The sequence below is a fragment of the Jatrophihabitans sp. genome (assembly GCF_036389215.1).
GTDB lineage: Bacteria > Actinomycetota > Actinomycetes > Mycobacteriales > Jatrophihabitantaceae > Jatrophihabitans_A.
Genome location: NZ_DASVQG010000078.1, coordinates 1 through 13,832 on the forward strand (window position 1 = coordinate 1; position 13,832 = coordinate 13,832).

General features: G+C 70.4%; 19 protein-coding genes. 8 read left to right on the forward strand and 11 right to left on the reverse strand.

Annotated features, from left to right (window positions below):
* The 3 genes from VF542_RS03700 to dut form a co-directional block, all read right to left on the reverse strand.
* Nucleotides 1-202, reverse strand: a 202-nt coding sequence (locus tag VF542_RS03700) for a DUF3159 domain-containing protein (protein ID WP_408650355.1), incomplete at its 3' end; no start/stop codon positions are given.
* A gap of 4 nt (nucleotides 203-206) precedes the next feature.
* Nucleotides 207-872, reverse strand: coding sequence for a DUF3710 domain-containing protein (locus tag VF542_RS03705; RefSeq protein WP_408650356.1), 666 nt, complete (start codon nucleotides 870-872; stop codon nucleotides 207-209).
* Entirely contained in the window at nucleotides 872-1,414 is a 543-nt protein-coding gene (gene dut / locus VF542_RS03710; protein WP_408650370.1) for a dUTP diphosphatase, read from the reverse strand. The genes VF542_RS03705 and dut overlap by 1 nt, the downstream gene beginning before the upstream one ends.
* A gap of 42 nt (nucleotides 1,415-1,456) precedes the next feature.
* On the opposite strand from dut, the gene VF542_RS03715 reads away from it, so the two are divergent.
* Both VF542_RS03715 and VF542_RS03720 read left to right on the forward strand, forming a co-directional pair.
* Complete coding sequence (locus VF542_RS03715; protein WP_408650371.1) at nucleotides 1,457-2,032, forward strand: DUF3093 family protein; 576 nt, start codon at nucleotides 1,457-1,459, stop codon at nucleotides 2,030-2,032.
* A gap of 14 nt (nucleotides 2,033-2,046) precedes the next feature.
* Entirely contained in the window at nucleotides 2,047-2,799 is a 753-nt protein-coding gene (locus VF542_RS03720) for an SDR family oxidoreductase (protein ID WP_408650357.1), read from the forward strand.
* A 113-nt stretch (nucleotides 2,800-2,912) separates the two neighbouring features.
* Here VF542_RS03720 and VF542_RS03725 read toward each other — a convergent pair whose 3' ends face one another.
* On the reverse strand, nucleotides 2,913-3,674 hold the full coding sequence (locus VF542_RS03725; protein ID WP_408650358.1) for a hypothetical protein: 762 nt from the start codon (nucleotides 3,672-3,674) through the stop codon (nucleotides 2,913-2,915).
* A 99-nt stretch (nucleotides 3,675-3,773) separates the two neighbouring features.
* On the reverse strand, nucleotides 3,774-4,082 hold the full coding sequence (locus VF542_RS03730) for a DUF4193 domain-containing protein (protein WP_311421933.1): 309 nt from the start codon (nucleotides 4,080-4,082) through the stop codon (nucleotides 3,774-3,776).
* A 204-nt stretch (nucleotides 4,083-4,286) separates the two neighbouring features.
* Between VF542_RS03730 and VF542_RS03735 the strand changes: the two genes are divergently transcribed.
* Entirely contained in the window at nucleotides 4,287-4,802 is a 516-nt protein-coding gene (locus VF542_RS03735) for a LytR C-terminal domain-containing protein (RefSeq protein WP_408650359.1), read from the forward strand.
* A 5-nt stretch (nucleotides 4,803-4,807) separates the two neighbouring features.
* On the opposite strand, the gene VF542_RS03740 is transcribed toward VF542_RS03735, so the two are convergent.
* On the reverse strand, nucleotides 4,808-5,632 hold the full coding sequence (locus VF542_RS03740; RefSeq protein WP_408650360.1) for an inositol monophosphatase family protein: 825 nt from the start codon (nucleotides 5,630-5,632) through the stop codon (nucleotides 4,808-4,810).
* Between the two features lie 84 nt (nucleotides 5,633-5,716).
* Here VF542_RS03740 and ppgK point away from each other — a divergent pair, with 84 nt between their 5' ends.
* The 5 genes from ppgK (at nucleotide 5,717) to VF542_RS03765 (ending at nucleotide 10,729) form a co-directional block, all read left to right on the forward strand.
* Nucleotides 5,717-6,490 carry a polyphosphate--glucose phosphotransferase gene (gene ppgK / locus VF542_RS03745; RefSeq protein ID WP_408650361.1) on the forward strand — a complete coding sequence of 258 codons (774 nt, stop codon included), beginning with the start codon at nucleotides 5,717-5,719 and terminating at the stop codon, nucleotides 6,488-6,490.
* A 175-nt stretch (nucleotides 6,491-6,665) separates the two neighbouring features.
* Nucleotides 6,666-7,970: an RNA polymerase sigma factor gene (locus VF542_RS03750; RefSeq protein ID WP_408650362.1), complete on the forward strand. Its 1,305-nt coding sequence runs from the start codon at nucleotides 6,666-6,668 to the stop codon at nucleotides 7,968-7,970.
* A 177-nt stretch (nucleotides 7,971-8,147) separates the two neighbouring features.
* Nucleotides 8,148-8,294 (forward strand): hypothetical protein, encoded by a 147-nt coding sequence (locus tag VF542_RS03755; RefSeq protein ID WP_408650363.1) that lies wholly within the window; start codon nucleotides 8,148-8,150, stop codon nucleotides 8,292-8,294.
* The gene (locus tag VF542_RS03760) at nucleotides 8,294-9,322 is read left to right on the forward strand and encodes a cupin-like domain-containing protein (RefSeq protein WP_408650364.1); all 1,029 of its coding nucleotides are present in this window, start codon (nucleotides 8,294-8,296) and stop codon (nucleotides 9,320-9,322) included. The genes VF542_RS03755 and VF542_RS03760 overlap by 1 nt, the downstream gene beginning before the upstream one ends.
* Nucleotides 9,323-9,424: 102 nt before the next feature.
* The gene (locus VF542_RS03765) at nucleotides 9,425-10,729 is read left to right on the forward strand and encodes an aspartate aminotransferase family protein (RefSeq protein WP_408650365.1); all 1,305 of its coding nucleotides are present in this window, start codon (nucleotides 9,425-9,427) and stop codon (nucleotides 10,727-10,729) included.
* Nucleotides 10,730-10,735: 6 nt separating this feature from the next.
* On the opposite strand, the gene VF542_RS03770 is transcribed toward VF542_RS03765, so the two are convergent.
* From VF542_RS03770 to VF542_RS03790, 5 genes are all read right to left on the reverse strand, one after another.
* Nucleotides 10,736-11,260, reverse strand: a complete 525-nt coding sequence (locus tag VF542_RS03770) for a coronafacic acid synthetase (protein ID WP_408650366.1) — start codon at nucleotides 11,258-11,260, stop codon at nucleotides 10,736-10,738.
* The gene (locus VF542_RS03775) at nucleotides 11,247-12,386 is read right to left on the reverse strand and encodes a beta-ketoacyl synthase N-terminal-like domain-containing protein (protein ID WP_408650367.1); all 1,140 of its coding nucleotides are present in this window, start codon (nucleotides 12,384-12,386) and stop codon (nucleotides 11,247-11,249) included. Before VF542_RS03775 ends, VF542_RS03770 begins: the two co-directional genes overlap by 14 nt.
* A complete protein-coding gene (locus tag VF542_RS03780; RefSeq protein WP_408650372.1) occupies nucleotides 12,383-12,835 on the reverse strand; it encodes a 3-hydroxyacyl-ACP dehydratase FabZ family protein in 453 nt (150 codons plus the stop codon). Before VF542_RS03780 ends, VF542_RS03775 begins: the two co-directional genes overlap by 4 nt.
* A 43-nt stretch (nucleotides 12,836-12,878) precedes the next feature.
* Entirely contained in the window at nucleotides 12,879-13,325 is a 447-nt protein-coding gene (locus VF542_RS03785) for an acyl-CoA thioesterase (protein WP_408650368.1), read from the reverse strand.
* Nucleotides 13,322-13,832 (reverse strand): aminotransferase class III-fold pyridoxal phosphate-dependent enzyme (locus VF542_RS03790; protein ID WP_408650369.1); only part of this gene is annotated, 511 nt, incomplete at its 5' end. The genes VF542_RS03785 and VF542_RS03790, both read right to left, overlap by 4 nt.

Here is a 13,832-nt window from a genome sequence, read left to right on the forward strand (position 1 = left end):
GCCGGCGCGCCATCCGGTATCCGGCGACCACCACCGCCGAGGCCACCGCGGCGATGATCGCGGACCGCAGCCCGGTCACGGCGTTGGCGATCACGAACACGACCAGCGGGATGGCGGCGACCACCGTCCCGGACCAGCCGCCCAACGAGTCCAGGATCTGCTGCCGGGTCCGGTCGCGCAGGTCCTCCGGTGGTGCGGTCACCGACCTAGCCGTCCCCGGGTTCGGCTGCTTCCGCTGCCTCGGCGGCCGCTGCCAGTTGCTCGGCAGCCTCCTTCGGCAGTTGCAGCGGAACCGGCTCGCGCACCGGCAGCGGGTCGGTGCCGCGAACCACCACCAAGCCGCGGAAGGCGTCCAGGAACGGCTTGGCTTCCTCCCCGCCCATCGCCGGGTCGCCGGCGAGCATCGCGCGCACGAACCAGCGGGGGCCGTCGACGCCGAGGAACCGCACCGGGGTCAGACCGCCGGGCACCGGCAGCCGACCGGTGAGCTCGGTGCCGAACTCGCCGTCCCGCTCGGAGATCGTGCCGCCCTGGGAGGAGATGGATGCCTTGATCTCGGTGCGGATCTCCTCCCAGATGCCTTCCTTGCGGGGGGCGGCGAACACGCCGAGCTGCATCTGGCCGTTCGGGTTGAGCAGCGTCACCCCGACCACCTGGCTGTTCTCGCCCACCTCGACGCGAATCTCCAGGCCCGAGTCGACCGGCACCCGCAACGCCCCCAGATCCAGGCGCTCGATGCCATCGGAGGGGGTGTCGGCGATGTCGTAGGGCCCGGTGGTCGGCAGGTTCTCGTGCGGACGCTTCGTTTCCCACGGTGGGGTGGCATCGAGCTTGGACTGCTCGGTGCGCTTCTCCTTGCGCCGAAGCGCCATTACTGATCGTCTCCTCTGTTGTTCGCCACCGGCAGGTCGCCGGTCCGCAACGCCGCGGCTCCGCCGGTCGAGCCGTGGCCGGCAACGCCGCGGGCAGATTCGGGCAGCCGTTCCACCACCTCGAAGCAGGCCTGCTCGACCCGCTGGATCACCAGCTGGGCGATCCGGTCGCCACGGCGCAACTCGACGGCATTGTCGCGATCGTGGTTGATGACGATGATTTTGATCTCGCCACGGTAGCCCGAATCGATCGTTCCGGGTGCGTTGACCATGCCCAGTCCCACCCGCCAGGCCAGTCCGGACCGCGGCTGCACGAATCCGGCGTAACCGGCGGGCAGCGCAATCGCCAACCCGGTCGGCAGCACGGCGCGCTCGCCGGGCTGGAGCCGGACGTCGACCATCGTGCACAGGTCGGCACCGGCATCGCCGTCCACGGCGTAACGGGGCAGCGGCGCCTCGGGGTGCAGCCGTTGCACCTGTACCCGCACCGGTGGCGAGCCGGAGGCGGTGTCCGGTACGTCCTCACCGGCTACGCCGCTCAGCGGTCCGATCGTCACAGGGGCAAAGGCTACCCTCGTCGGGTGATGGCCCCCGCTACCCGTCAACCCCGCCAGGCCGGGCCGGCCGCCGGGTACTTCGAGCGGCTGCGGACGCCGTGGTGGTGGTACCTGGGAGCGGTGGGCGTGTCGGTCCTGCTCGGCCTGGAGTTCGCGGTGGCGGTCTCCGGCTGGATCGCGTGGGTGCCGTTCGCGCTCGTGCTGGCGGGCAGCCTGCTGGTCGTATGGCAGCTGTCCTCCGGCAGCGTCTCGGTCGGCGGCGGCACCCTGCGGGCCGGAGAGCGCACCGTGCCGGTGGCCCGGATCGAGCAGGCGATCGACCTCAGTGCCGGCGAACTTCGCCGGCTGGTGGGCCGGCACAGCGACCCGCTGGCCTTCACCTACATCCGGTCCTGGGTGGGGCCGGGCGTGCAACTGGTGCTGCGGCCACCGGCCGGCCCGCAGCCGGCCGACCGGCGGCCCACCGACCAGCAGGTGACGGCCGAGCTGCCCGATCCGGACCAGGACGAGCCGCCTCCCGAGCGCTTGCCGGAGCCGTACTGGGTGGTGTCCACCCGGCATCCCGACCGCCTGCTGGCCGCCATCCAGGCCGCCCGCCCCTGACAGGAGTCTGCCCCGTGTCACTCGGACGTTTCGAAGGCCAGGTCGCGCTGATCACCGGCGCCAGCCGCGGAATCGGTTTGGCGGTCGCGCAGCGACTGGTGTCCGAAGGTGCCCGGGTGTGCATCACCGCCCGCAAGCAACCGGCGCTGGAGGCGGCGGTGACCGAACTCGGCGGACCGGAGCGGGCGATCTTCGCCGCCGGCTCCGGTGACGATCCGGAGCACCAGGCCGCGGCGGTCGAAGCCACCATGGCCACCTTCGGCCGGCTGGACGTCCTGGTCAACAACACCGGCATCAATCCCGCGTTCGGCCCGTTGCTGGACCTGGAGGACCGGCTGGCTCGCAAGATCTTCGACGTCAACGTGCTCTCGGCGCTGTCCTGGGTCAGGCTGGCACACCGGGCGTGGCTGGCCGAGCACGGCGGCGCGGTGGTCAACATCGCCTCGGTGGCGGGCCTGGGCGTCTCCCCCGGGATCGCCTTCTACGGCATCACCAAGGCCGCGTTGATCAACCTGACCAGGCAGCTGGCGGTGGAACTCGCGCCCGGCGTCCGGGTCAACGCGGTGGCGCCGGCGGTGGTGAAGACCCGGTTCGCCGAGGCGCTGTACGCCGCCAACGAGGAGGCGGTAGCCGCGGGCTACCTGCTCAAGCGGCTCGGTGAGCCGGCCGACATCGCCGCGGCGGTGGCCTACCTGGCCTCCTCCGACGCCGCCTGGACCACCGGGCAGACCCTGGTGATCGACGGTGGCATGATGGGCGGCCTCTGAGGCCGGGCGGTCGCTGAGACCGGGCGGTCGCTGAGGCCGGGCAGACCTCGAAGCTGGGCAGATTCGAAGCTGGGCAGACCTCGAAGCTGGGCAGATTCGAGGCTGGCGTCGCGTCAGACCTGGCGGAACCAGCGCTCCTCGTTCAGCCCGCGCAACTCGGCCAGCAACGTCTCGCCGAGCGCCTTGGTGGCCCGGCGGTTGACCTCGGCCCCGGCCACCGCGCCGGCCATGAACGGCGCCAGGGTGGTGGTGCTGCGGCCGATCCGGCGCAGCACCTGGCTGCGCAGCTCGCGTTTGGCGGCGGCGCCGAACGCGGCGCTCAGCCCCGCGCCACCGAGCTGGGGTGAGATGGCACGCCGCCGAACCCACGACATCAGGTAGGCGCTGGCCCGTTCGGAGATGCTGCCGTGCGCCGGGCGTTCCAGCAGCTCGTGCAGCTCGGCGACCAGCTTCAGCTCCACCGCGGTGACCGTGAGCATCTCGGCGGCCAGCTGGACGGGCGCGGCCAGCAGCATCGGCGGGCTGAGGAATTCCACGGCCGCCAGGCCACCCGCGGCGGCGCCGAGCCCGGCGGTGGTCTTGGTGGCCTGCCGGATCAGCCGCTCGGCGATCTCGATGTCGCTGAGGCTGGGGTGCTGGCGCCGCAGTGCTAGGGCGTCGCGGACCGGCACCCGCGGCGCAAGCTCGATGATCAGGTCGGCCAACCAGCGCCCGGCGGCCACCGCGCGGATGCCGGAGGCCTTGGCGCTGCGGGTCAGTGCCGGAATCAGGGCGGCCAGCGCCTTCTGGCGGCTGCGCCGGTCGCTGGTGGGGTCGCCGCCGGGGTCACCGGCTGTCGCGCGGGCCACCAGGTCGGCTATCTCGTCATTGGCCATGATCCACCTTCCCACGCCGGTGGCGAGGATGCCGAAGGACGGCCGAGCGCCGCCGGCCCCGCGGTGCGGGGGCGTGGCCGGCGGTCGCGAGCACAGCGATCAGGCGCAGTCCCGGCAGATCGGCTGGCCGTTCTTCTCACGCGCCAGCCGGCTGCGGTGGTGCACCAGGAAACAGCTGGAACAGGTGAACTCGTCATCCTGCTTGGGCAGCACCCGGACGGTGAGCTCCTCGCCGGAGACGCTGGACAGATCTGCCCCGGGCAGCTCCAGCGACTCGGCCAGCTCGGTCTCATCGACATCGATCGATCCGGACTGCGCCTCGGCCCGGCGGGCCTTCAGCTCCTCCAGCGAGTCCTCGTTCAGTTCATCTACATCGCCCCGACGCGGGGCGTCATAATCGGTGGCCACTATCCGTCAACTCCTCGATCTCCCAAGCGCACACGATCCGGCTGTTCGGACCACCGGCGGCGGACTACGCCTCCGCTGGCGCGGAACCGTATCGCGTCACGCCTGCGCTCCAACGACCGGGCAGCCCTCACCATTCCCGGAGCCGGTCCCGCTAGGCTGGCCAGGCCCGTACGGCTCACTCGGCTGGAGGTGAAGTAGCCCGCGATGTCCACCGCGACACGGCGCCGGCCACTGCCCGCTCTGGCATTTCTGCTGGCGCTCAGCGTGCTCACCGGCATCGTGTGGTGGCGGGTGCTGCACCGCCCGGAGCCGGCCGGGACCTCCCCCGGGGGGACGCCGGTTGCCGGGCAGACGGCGACCTGCACTCCGGGTGCCAACGCGATCCGGCTGCCGCGGCCCGCCTCGGTGCGGGTGGTGGTGCTCAACGGCGCCGGCCGGGACCTGCTGGCCACCAGGGTCACCAGCCAGCTCAAGAGCCGGGGCTTCACGATGGGCACGCCGGGGACTACCTCCCAGCTCACCGGAGTGGGCGAGATCCGGTACGGCACGACCGCACGCGCCGGTGCCACCCTGCTCGGCTATCACCTGCCCGGGGCGAAGCTGATCCCGACCAACCGTCCCGACACCAGGATCAATCTGGTCCTCGGCTCGGGCTTCCGAGCACTGGCCCCGGCCGACACGGTGAGCCGGGCCGTCGCGGCTGCCAGCAAGTCCTGCTGAGACGATCAGCCGATATCGGCCACCCCGAGCTCGGTGAGCAGCCCGAAGAACTCCTCGGCACGCTCGGGATGTGCCCCGGCCACCATGTGGGTGCCGGCCGGCCGGCCGCGCAGCCCGGAGGTGGCGACGCCGGCTTCGGTGGCGATCAGCAGGCCGGCCGCGAAGTCCCATTCGTGCAGCGGTCCCTCGTAATAGAGGTCCACCCGGCCGGCCGCCAGCGTGCACAGGTCCAGGGCGGCCGAGCCCAGCCGGCGCAGGTTTCCCACCCTGGCCAGCAGTTCCCCCGCGACGCGGCCCTGACGGGCTCGGCGGGCCGGGTCGTAGTTGAAGCCGGTCGTCAGCACCGCCTCATCCAGCGGCACCGACCTGGGACCGGTCAGCCGCCGGTCACCGAGGAAGGCGCCATGCCCGGCCGCCGCCCGGAACAGCTCACCCGAGGCCGGGTTGAAGACGCAGCCGGCCACCGTCTCACCGTGCACCTGGGCAGCGATCGAGACCGCGAAGTACGGCAGCCCGAGCACGAAGTTGACGGTGCCGTCGATCGGGTCCAGTACCCAGCGCACCGGTGCGCCGGTCAGCTCCGCGGCGCCGGCCTCCTCACCGATGACCGAATCGGCCGGGCGCAGTTCGGCCAGCGCCGTGCGCAGGAAGTCCTCGACCGCCCGGTCGGCGTCGGTGACCACGTCGGTGACCGAGCTCTTGCTGCTGACCGACAGGCCCGCCTCCTGGTAGCGCAACGCCAACGCTCCGGCCCGGCCGGCCAGCTCGACGGCGATGTCGGCCAGTTGCACCGGATCCGGGGGCAGGGCGGCGGGGGCACCGTCAGTCATCGAATTTCGGCCTCCTCGATCTGAGCCTTGCGGTGCCACTCCCGTTATGGTTTGAAGGTAGCCACCCTAGCCAGCGGAGGAACGATGACCGCGCCAGCGTCAGACCAGCCCCAGACCCCACTTGATGCGGCGTTCGGCGTCGACATCGGTGGTAGCGGCATCAAAGGGGCAATTGTAGACACCGTGACCGGTGAGCTGAGAACCCATCGGGTCCGCATCCCGACTCCCAAGCCGTCCACCCCCGACAATGTCGCCGAAGTGGTGGTGCAGCTGGTCACCAGGGCCAACTGGACCGGACCGGTGGGAGCCACCTTCCCTGCGGTGATCAAGAGCGGCGTGGCGAGGTCGGCCGCCAACGTCGACCCGTCCTGGATCGGTACCGACGTCGACGCGGTGTTCTCCAAGGCGACGGGCCTGGAGGTCACGGTGCTCAACGACGCCGACGCGGCCGGGCTGGCCGAGGTCCGGTTCGGCGCCGCCCGGGGCGTGCCGGGCGTGGTGATCCTGCTGACCTTCGGCACCGGGATCGGCAGCGGCATCTTCCTCAACGGCCAGCTGGTTGCCAACTCCGAACTGGGGCACCTCGAACTCGACGGGCATGACGCCGAGTCCCGGGCGGCGGCCTCGGTGAAGGACAAGCAGAAGATGTCCTACAAGCAATGGGCCAAGCGGGTGCAGACCTACATGTCCCACGTGGAGAGACTGTTCTCCCCCGATCTGTTCATCGTCGGTGGCGGGGTGAGCAAGGATGCCGACCGGTGGGTGCCGCTGCTGAAGCTCCAGACGCCGGTGCGACCGGCCCAGCTGCTCAACAACGCCGGTATCGTCGGCGCGGCCATGGCAGCCGCTGAGCGCTGAACGGGGGCTGCTCCGGCTACAATGGAGCGCGCGGGCATGGCACCAATGAAGGCATCGACATCGCAGCGTTCGATTCGATTAACCCCAGCGGCTGGCTGACCCCACACCTCCCCGCATACCGCGGGCCCGTCGGGGTCCGCCGTAGAACATGTGATCGCTGTATGAAAGGGCGTCCGTGGTTCCCAGCGAATCCCCCGAGCAGTCGCAGGTCAGCGCCGCTGCGACGGCCAGCCGAGCGGTGACCAAGAGCGTCGCCGCGCCCGCCAAGAAGGCGCCCGCCAAGAAGGCACCGGCGAAGAAGGCACCCGCCAAGAAGGCACCGGCCAAGACCGCGCCGGCTGCGGACGCCGCGGATCCGGCGCTGGCTGACCCGGCCCTCGACGCCGAGCCGACCGACATCCCGGCCGACATCGAACTCGAAGAGATCCCGCTCGACATCGAGGCTGACGCCGAGGTGGAGGAGGCAGCCGACCCACCTGAAGCGGAGTCCTCGGAGTTCACCTGGGACGAGGAGGAGTCCGAGGCGTTGCGGCAGGCCCGCAAGGACGCCGAGATGACCGCCTCGGCCGACTCGGTGCGCGCCTACCTCAAGCAGATCGGCAAGGTGGCGCTGCTCAACGCCGAGGAGGAGGTCGACCTCGCCAAGCGGATCGAGGCCGGCCTCTACGCCTCCGAGCGGCTGCGCCAGCTGGAGATCGCCGGCGAGAAGCTGCCGCTGCAGCAGCGCCGGGACCTGAGCTGGATCGTCCGCGACGGCGAGCGTGCCAAGAACCACCTGCTGGAGGCGAACCTGCGGCTGGTGGTGTCGCTGGCCAAGCGCTACACCGGGCGCGGGATGGCCTTCCTGGACCTCATCCAGGAGGGCAACCTCGGCCTGATCCGGGCGGTCGAGAAGTTCGACTACACCAAGGGCTACAAGTTCTCCACCTACGCCACCTGGTGGATCCGGCAGGCGATCACCCGGGCGATGGCCGACCAGGCCCGCACCATCCGGATCCCGGTGCACATGGTCGAGGTGATCAACAAGCTCGGCCGCATCCAGCGCGAGCTGCTGCAGGACCTCGGCCGCGAGCCGACGCCGGAAGAGCTCGCCAAGGAAATGGACATCACCCCGGACAAGGTGCTGGAGATCCAGCAGTACGCCCGGGAGCCGATCTCGCTCGACCAGACCATCGGCGACGAGGGTGACAGCCAGCTCGGTGACTTCATCGAGGACAGTGAAGCGGTAGTGGCCGTGGACGCCGTCTCGTTCACCCTGCTCCAGGACCAGTTACAGTCGGTGCTGCACACGCTGTCCGAGCGCGAGGCCGGCGTGGTGAAGCTGCGGTTCGGGCTCACCGACGGCCAGCCCCGCACCCTGGACGAGATCGGCCAGGTCTACGGCGTGACCCGCGAGCGGATCCGCCAGATCGAGTCCAAGACCATGTCGAAGCTGCGCCACCCGTCCCGCTCCCAGGTGCTGCGCGACTACCTGGACTGACGCCACTGGCGCGGGGGGCCCGCGTCCGTCCGGCCGCGCGCCTTGCCCCGCAAGGCTTGGCCCCGCAAGGCCTTCGCCTGCCAGCGGTACCCGCCGACCGCCTCTTGACATAAGGCATATTCCGGTATCTATTGGCGCAGGACGCACTCCTGCGTTCCTGTCCACGAGGAGCACTTCATGTCAGCGGACTTCATCTCCGAACCACCCGCCGAGGATCTGTTCGATACCCCCGAGACCGAGCCGGCCGTCCCCGCGGACGCCGATTTCCTGGCTTCGCTGATCGTGCACCAGCACGCTGAGGGATCGGACAGCACCCAGGAGTGATGCCCGAAGCCGGCACCGGCACCGGCAACCCGCCCGCGGAGCTGTCCGATCGATGGAAGCGCTGGATAGTGGACAACGCTGTCGCGGGCGTGTCGCCGGCCGATATCGGCCTCGAGCTCGTTCGGCGGGGCCTGCCGCCCGAGCAGGCCGCCGACCCGTTGCGACTGGTCGGCGCCGACTTCCTGCTCGAACACGGGTTGCGCCCCGAACGCGCCCTGCGGCGCAAGTACGAGCTGCTGCTGGGCGACCACAGCAAGCTCGATGCCCTTTCCGGCACCGAGTTGGCCGAACGGCACGACATCTCCGGCGAGGAGTTCTTCGACCGGTTCTACCTGCGTAACCGTCCGGTGGTGCTGCGCGGGATCGCCGCCGGCTCCGGCCTGCTCGACTGGAGCCCGGCTGCTCTGCGCGAGCAGTTCGGAAACCTCCAGGTGCAGGTGCAGACCGGACGGCGAGCGGAGCCGATCTGGGACGTCTTCCTGCGCGGCAAGACCAGCACCATGCTGCTGGCCGACTACGTCGATCTCGTCCTGTCGGCCGAGGAGACGAACGAGTTCTACCTGACGGCCAACGAGAACTTCCTGGCCCACGACCACGACCGGCGGATCCTGGCCGACGTCGCGTTCGCCGACGCCCTGCTCGAGGCCGAGCACCGCTACCGGGGAACGAATCTCTGGCTGGGGCCGGCCGGCACCGTCTCGCCGCTGCACCGCGATCGGGTGAACGTGCTGAACGTGCAGACCGTCGGAAGCAAGCGGATCACCCTGATCGATTCCTGCCAGCTGCCCCGGGTCTACAACCACCAGAGCTACTACAGCATGGTCGATGTCGAGCGACCCGACCTGGATCGTTATCCCGAGTTCGCCGATGTGACCGTTCGGTCTGCCGTCCTGCAGCCCGGCGACGCCGTCTTCATTCCGGTCAACTGGTGGCACCACCTGCGTGCGCTGCAGGTCAGCGTCAGCATCACGTTCGTCAACTTCCGGCTCGACAACACCTTCGGCAACGGCACCTTCGAACTCGATTAGCCGCTGGCCTGCGGCAAGCCGCTCTGCGGGCATCGAGTTCCGCCTGGACTAAGGTCGCTTCGCGAGCCACCTTCTCGGCCGCCCGGGGTTGGGGGGAACCGCATGGACGTCGAGATCCACTCGATGCAGAGGGCACTCGCGGACGCCCGGCGGCGCTACGTCGAGGCCAACCCGGCCAGCCAGAAGGCGTACGAGGAGGCGACCGGCGCGCTGCCCGGCGGCAACACCCGCAGCACCCTGTACTTCTCCCCGTTCCCGCTCACCATGGCCAGCGGCGTCGGCTGCCGGATGACCGACCTGGACGGGCACAGCTACCTCGACCTGCTCGGCGAGTACACCGCGGGCCTGTACGGGCATAACCACCCGGTCATCCGGCAGGCCATCGACGCGGCACTGGACGGCGGGTGGAACTTCGGCGCGCATGGCATGTGCGAGGCCGCGCTCGCGCAGCTGTTGTGCGACCGCTTCCCGTCGGTGGAGCTGGTCCGGTTCACCAACTCCGGCACCGAGGCCAACCTGCTCGCGCTGGCCACCGCCGTCCTGCACACCGGTCGCCGTTCGGTGCTGGTGTTCGACGGCGCCTACCACGGCTCGCTGCTGTCCTTCAGCGGTGGCGGCATACCGATCAACGTCCCGCACCGGTGGTTGGTCGCCACCTACAACGACATTCCCAGCACCGAACGGCTGATCGGTGAGCACGCCGGCGACCTCGCGGCGATCCTGGTCGAGCCGATGCTGGGCAGTGGCGGCTGCGTGCCGGCCGATCCGGCCTTCCTCACCCTGTTGCGCCGCGGCGCGGACGACACCGGCGCCGTCCTGATCTTCGACGAGGTGATGACGTCGCGGATGTCCGTCGGTGGAATGCAGCACCGGCTGGGCATCTCGCCGGATCTCACCACCCTCGGCAAGTACCTCGGCGGCGGCATGACCTTCGGCGCGTTCGGTGGCCGCCGGGAGTTGATGTCGCGCTATGACCCGCGCGACCCGGACTCGGTGCCGCACGCCGGGACGTTCAACAACAACGTGCTCAGCATGGCTGCCGGGTATGCCGGCCTGAGCCGGCTGTTTCCCGCCGAGGCCAGCGACGCCCTGTTCCGGCGCGGCGAGCGGTTGCGCGAGGAGCTCAACGATCTCTGCGCCGAGGCCGGCGTCCGGATGCGGTGGACCGGGATGGGAAGCCTGCTCACCGCGCACTTCCAGACCGGACCGATCCGGGCCGCCCGGGACATCCGTCCCGAGGCGGAGCTACGAGAGCTGTTCCATCTCGACATGCTGGAACGCGGCTGCTACCTCGCGCGGCGCGGCATGGTGGCCCTCAGCCTGGAGATCGGCGACGGGGAATGCCGCTCGTTCTGCTCGGCGGTCGCAGACTTCCTCGCGCGGCGGCGCACGTTGTTCACAGCCTGACACCCGTCAGCGGGCGCTCGCTGTCAGCACGGCGCTGTCCACCTGGTGTCCTGCATCGGGCTCATGACGGTGGCTGGCAAGCACGACATGGCGGGCCTGCCCGGACACCAGCCAGCACCGGGCGATCACCAATCCCCATGGCAGCCCGTCGGCCGGCGTCATCGACAGGGTCAGGCTCGGGCCGGTGAACCCGAACGTCATGGCGGGCAGGGTGGCCGTCACACCCGGGTTCGCCCCGGAGAAGCGCAGCGGTGACAGCCGGCCGCTCGGCACCCGCTCGGCGACCTGGCGCATGGTGGTCAGGCTGCACACGTCGCTGATCAGCAGCGAGCCGACCTCCTCGGCCGCCGAGCGCACTTCAGCGCCGCACTGCGCGACGGCCTGCTCCACCGACTGGGCCACCAGCCAGGACAGCGGGTCGGCGAAGAAGGACGGTTTGCTGCCGCCGCGGAAGTTCCGCAGGTCCGGGGTACTCGACCGGCCCTCCGCCAGCACCCGGACGCCCTGCCCCACCAGGTCAGCGAGCGTCATCTGCCGGCGCCTTTGCCAATGCCAGGCAGGTGTTGAAGCCACCGAACCCGAGTGTGACGCTCAGCCCGAGGCCAACCGGGGCGGCCGCCGCCGCGGTCACCACCGGCAGCCGCAGGTCCGGCAGGGGCTGGCACAGCTCGTAGACCGGCGGCAGCCAGCCGGTGCGCAACGCCTGGATCACCGTGATCGCCTCGATCGCGCCGGTCGCGCCGAGGGTATGGCCGAAGGATCCCTTGGTGGCGAACAGCGTCGGCGGCAGCTCGGATGCTGCGAACAGCCGGCTGTACGCGGTGGATTCGAGCACGTCGTTGGCCGGGGTGCCCGAGCCATGGGCGTTGATCAGGCTGACCTCGTCCCGCTGCCGGCCGGCGCTGCGCAGCGCCCGGTCCACGGCCAGTTCCAGCGCCCGGCCGGACGGGTCCGGCACCGCGGACCCGGTCGCGTCGTTGGACGCGCCCGCCCCCGCCACCAGTGCGAGCAGCCCGACCCCCCGGGCGCGGGCGGCGGCGACCGTCTCGACCACCAGCACGCCGGCGCCTTCGCCGAGCAGCGTGCCGTCGTGCCGGCTGTCGAAGGCACGCAGGTCCGACGCCGACATGGTGCCCAACAGCGAGTGCCCGAGCCGCTTGGCCGGGGTGAGCACGTCCACGCCCACGCACACGCAGCGGCTGGCGCTGCCGCTGCGAAGCAGTTCCAGGGCGACGGCCACGGTGTCGGATCCGGCGGAGCACGCGGTGCTGATGACCAGTGGCGCTCGCACCAGTCCGGCGTCCCGGGCCGCGGTCACCGCCCACCGCGACAGCGAGACGGTGTCCGGGTCATCCAGGTGCGGACCGTAGCTGGTGCCGAACACCGCAAGCAGCTCCGGGTCGTCCACGGCCAGCGAGGCATCGGCCAGTGCCCGGGTCAGCGCGCCGACCGTCATCAGGCGCTGACGCTCGACAGGCGGTAACTCGGGATCCACTCGATCGACCGCGCCCACCCGCAGGCTGCGCAGCTCGTGCGCACTCGGCACCTCTGTCAGGCCGGTCCGGCCTGCGAGCAGGGCCTGCCACACCTCGTCGATATCGTCGCCGAGCGCGGTACACCATGCCATGCCGGTGACGCCGGCGGCAGCCGTACTCACCACAGCGGGTCGCCGAGGTCGGCTGTCTTGACCCGTACCAGCGTGCCGGAGAACGCCGCGACCGGGCGGCCTTGGACCGTGGCCCGGCAGGAGAACTGGAAGGTGTTGGCCCGGACACCGTCATTCTTCACGGCGAAGACGACCTGGTCACCCGGTACCACGATCTTGGTGTAACGAGATTTCATCGAGCCCACAAGGGTGATCTCGTCATCGGCAAGCGGCGTGGTACTCAGCTGGTACAGGATGATGCCCGACTGGGCGAATGCCTGCGACAGGTGGCTGGCCGGGTAGATGGCCCGCTCCGGGAAGTGCCCGGCCACCGCGTCGATCTGACCGGACACCGAGAGCAGGCTGGTCAGATACTCCCCCGGCTCGTGATCGAGCACTCGGTCCAGGTAGATCATCGGATGCCGGTGGCGCAACCATTGCTTGAGCTCGGTGAAGCCCATCGTCCTGGGCGTCCGGTCGGTGGCTGTGCCTGGCTGTGTCACGTCATACTCCTTCGAGATCGGGGGTGGGCAGCAGCCCGGTGAGCATGCCGCGGAGGGCGGCGGGCAACCGGGTCGGCCGTTCCGTCCGCGGATCCAGCACCCCCAGCACCATGCTGAGTTCGACGAGGCGTTCCCCCGCCGCGCTGATCAGGCCGCCCACCCGTAGCTGCACCCCCCCGATGTGCTCGGGCCAGGCTCGAACGACGAGTTCGTCCAGCAGCCGCGCAGGTGAGCGGTAGCTGACCTGCAGCTGGGCGACGACGAGCTGGCAGCCGTGGGCGCGCAGTTCGGCCAGGCCCCAGCCGGCGGTCCTCAGGCCTTGCAGCAGCGCTGTCTCCACCAATGCGGGGTACCGGCTGAAATGCATCACGCCGGAGTCGTCGATGTCGCTGTGCGGGACCAGGTAGCGGTAGTCGAAACCGGTCAGATCGAGGTTCGCCGACGTCACGCGCTGGCCTGGAAGGCAGCGGTACCAGCCCGGATCCGGTCGATCAAAGCGGCTACCTCCGCCGGCTGGATGATCAGCGGTGGGGCGATCCGCATGGTCGGATAGACATAGCGCAGCCCATCTGAGCGCCGGCCGGCCCCGGCCATGAACTCCACGTAGACCCCTGCCCGGATGAGCTGATCACGCAACGCGGGCAGCAGGCCGGCGGCCTGCTCGGTGAGTTCGACCCCTTGCATCACCCCCACGCCGCGCACCTCGGAGTAGACCTGCGGAAACGCCCGCACGACGTCGCGCAGCCGGTCGGTGAGCAACTGGCCCAGTTCGGCAGCACGGCGCACCAGGCCGGTCTCGACGAGGTGGCCGATGCCGTCCCGGATCACCGCGCAGGTCACCGGCCGCAGGTCAGAGGTGGCCACCGCCCCGGATGAGCGGATGGTCAGCCCTCGCCGCGCGATCACCATCGACGTCGACAGCACCCCCATGCCCAGGCTCTTGCCGATCACGGTG

Bases quoted from the DNA above. Each gene is read 5' to 3' on its own strand.
- VF542_RS03705 (WP_408650356.1), bottom strand. From the start codon at position 872: ATGGCGCTTCGGCGCAAGGAGAAGCGCACCGAGCAGTCCAAGCTCGAT.
- VF542_RS03715 (WP_408650371.1), top strand. From the start codon at position 1,457: ATGGCCCCCGCTACCCGTCAACCCCGCCAGGCCGGGCCGGCCGCCGGG.
- VF542_RS03725 (WP_408650358.1), bottom strand. From the start codon at position 3,674: ATGGCCAATGACGAGATAGCCGACCTGGTGGCCCGCGCGACAGCCGGT.
- VF542_RS03735 (WP_408650359.1), top strand. From the start codon at position 4,287: ATGTCCACCGCGACACGGCGCCGGCCACTGCCCGCTCTGGCATTTCTG.
- VF542_RS03740 (WP_408650360.1), bottom strand. From the start codon at position 5,632: ATGACTGACGGTGCCCCCGCCGCCCTGCCCCCGGATCCGGTGCAACTG.
- ppgK (WP_408650361.1), top strand. From the start codon at position 5,717: ATGACCGCGCCAGCGTCAGACCAGCCCCAGACCCCACTTGATGCGGCG.
- VF542_RS03755 (WP_408650363.1), top strand. From the start codon at position 8,148: ATGTCAGCGGACTTCATCTCCGAACCACCCGCCGAGGATCTGTTCGAT.
- VF542_RS03760 (WP_408650364.1), top strand. From the start codon at position 8,294: ATGCCCGAAGCCGGCACCGGCACCGGCAACCCGCCCGCGGAGCTGTCC.
- VF542_RS03765 (WP_408650365.1), top strand. From the start codon at position 9,425: ATGGACGTCGAGATCCACTCGATGCAGAGGGCACTCGCGGACGCCCGG.
- VF542_RS03770 (WP_408650366.1), bottom strand. From the start codon at position 11,260: ATGACGCTCGCTGACCTGGTGGGGCAGGGCGTCCGGGTGCTGGCGGAG.
- VF542_RS03780 (WP_408650372.1), bottom strand. From the start codon at position 12,835: ATGGGCTTCACCGAGCTCAAGCAATGGTTGCGCCACCGGCATCCGATG.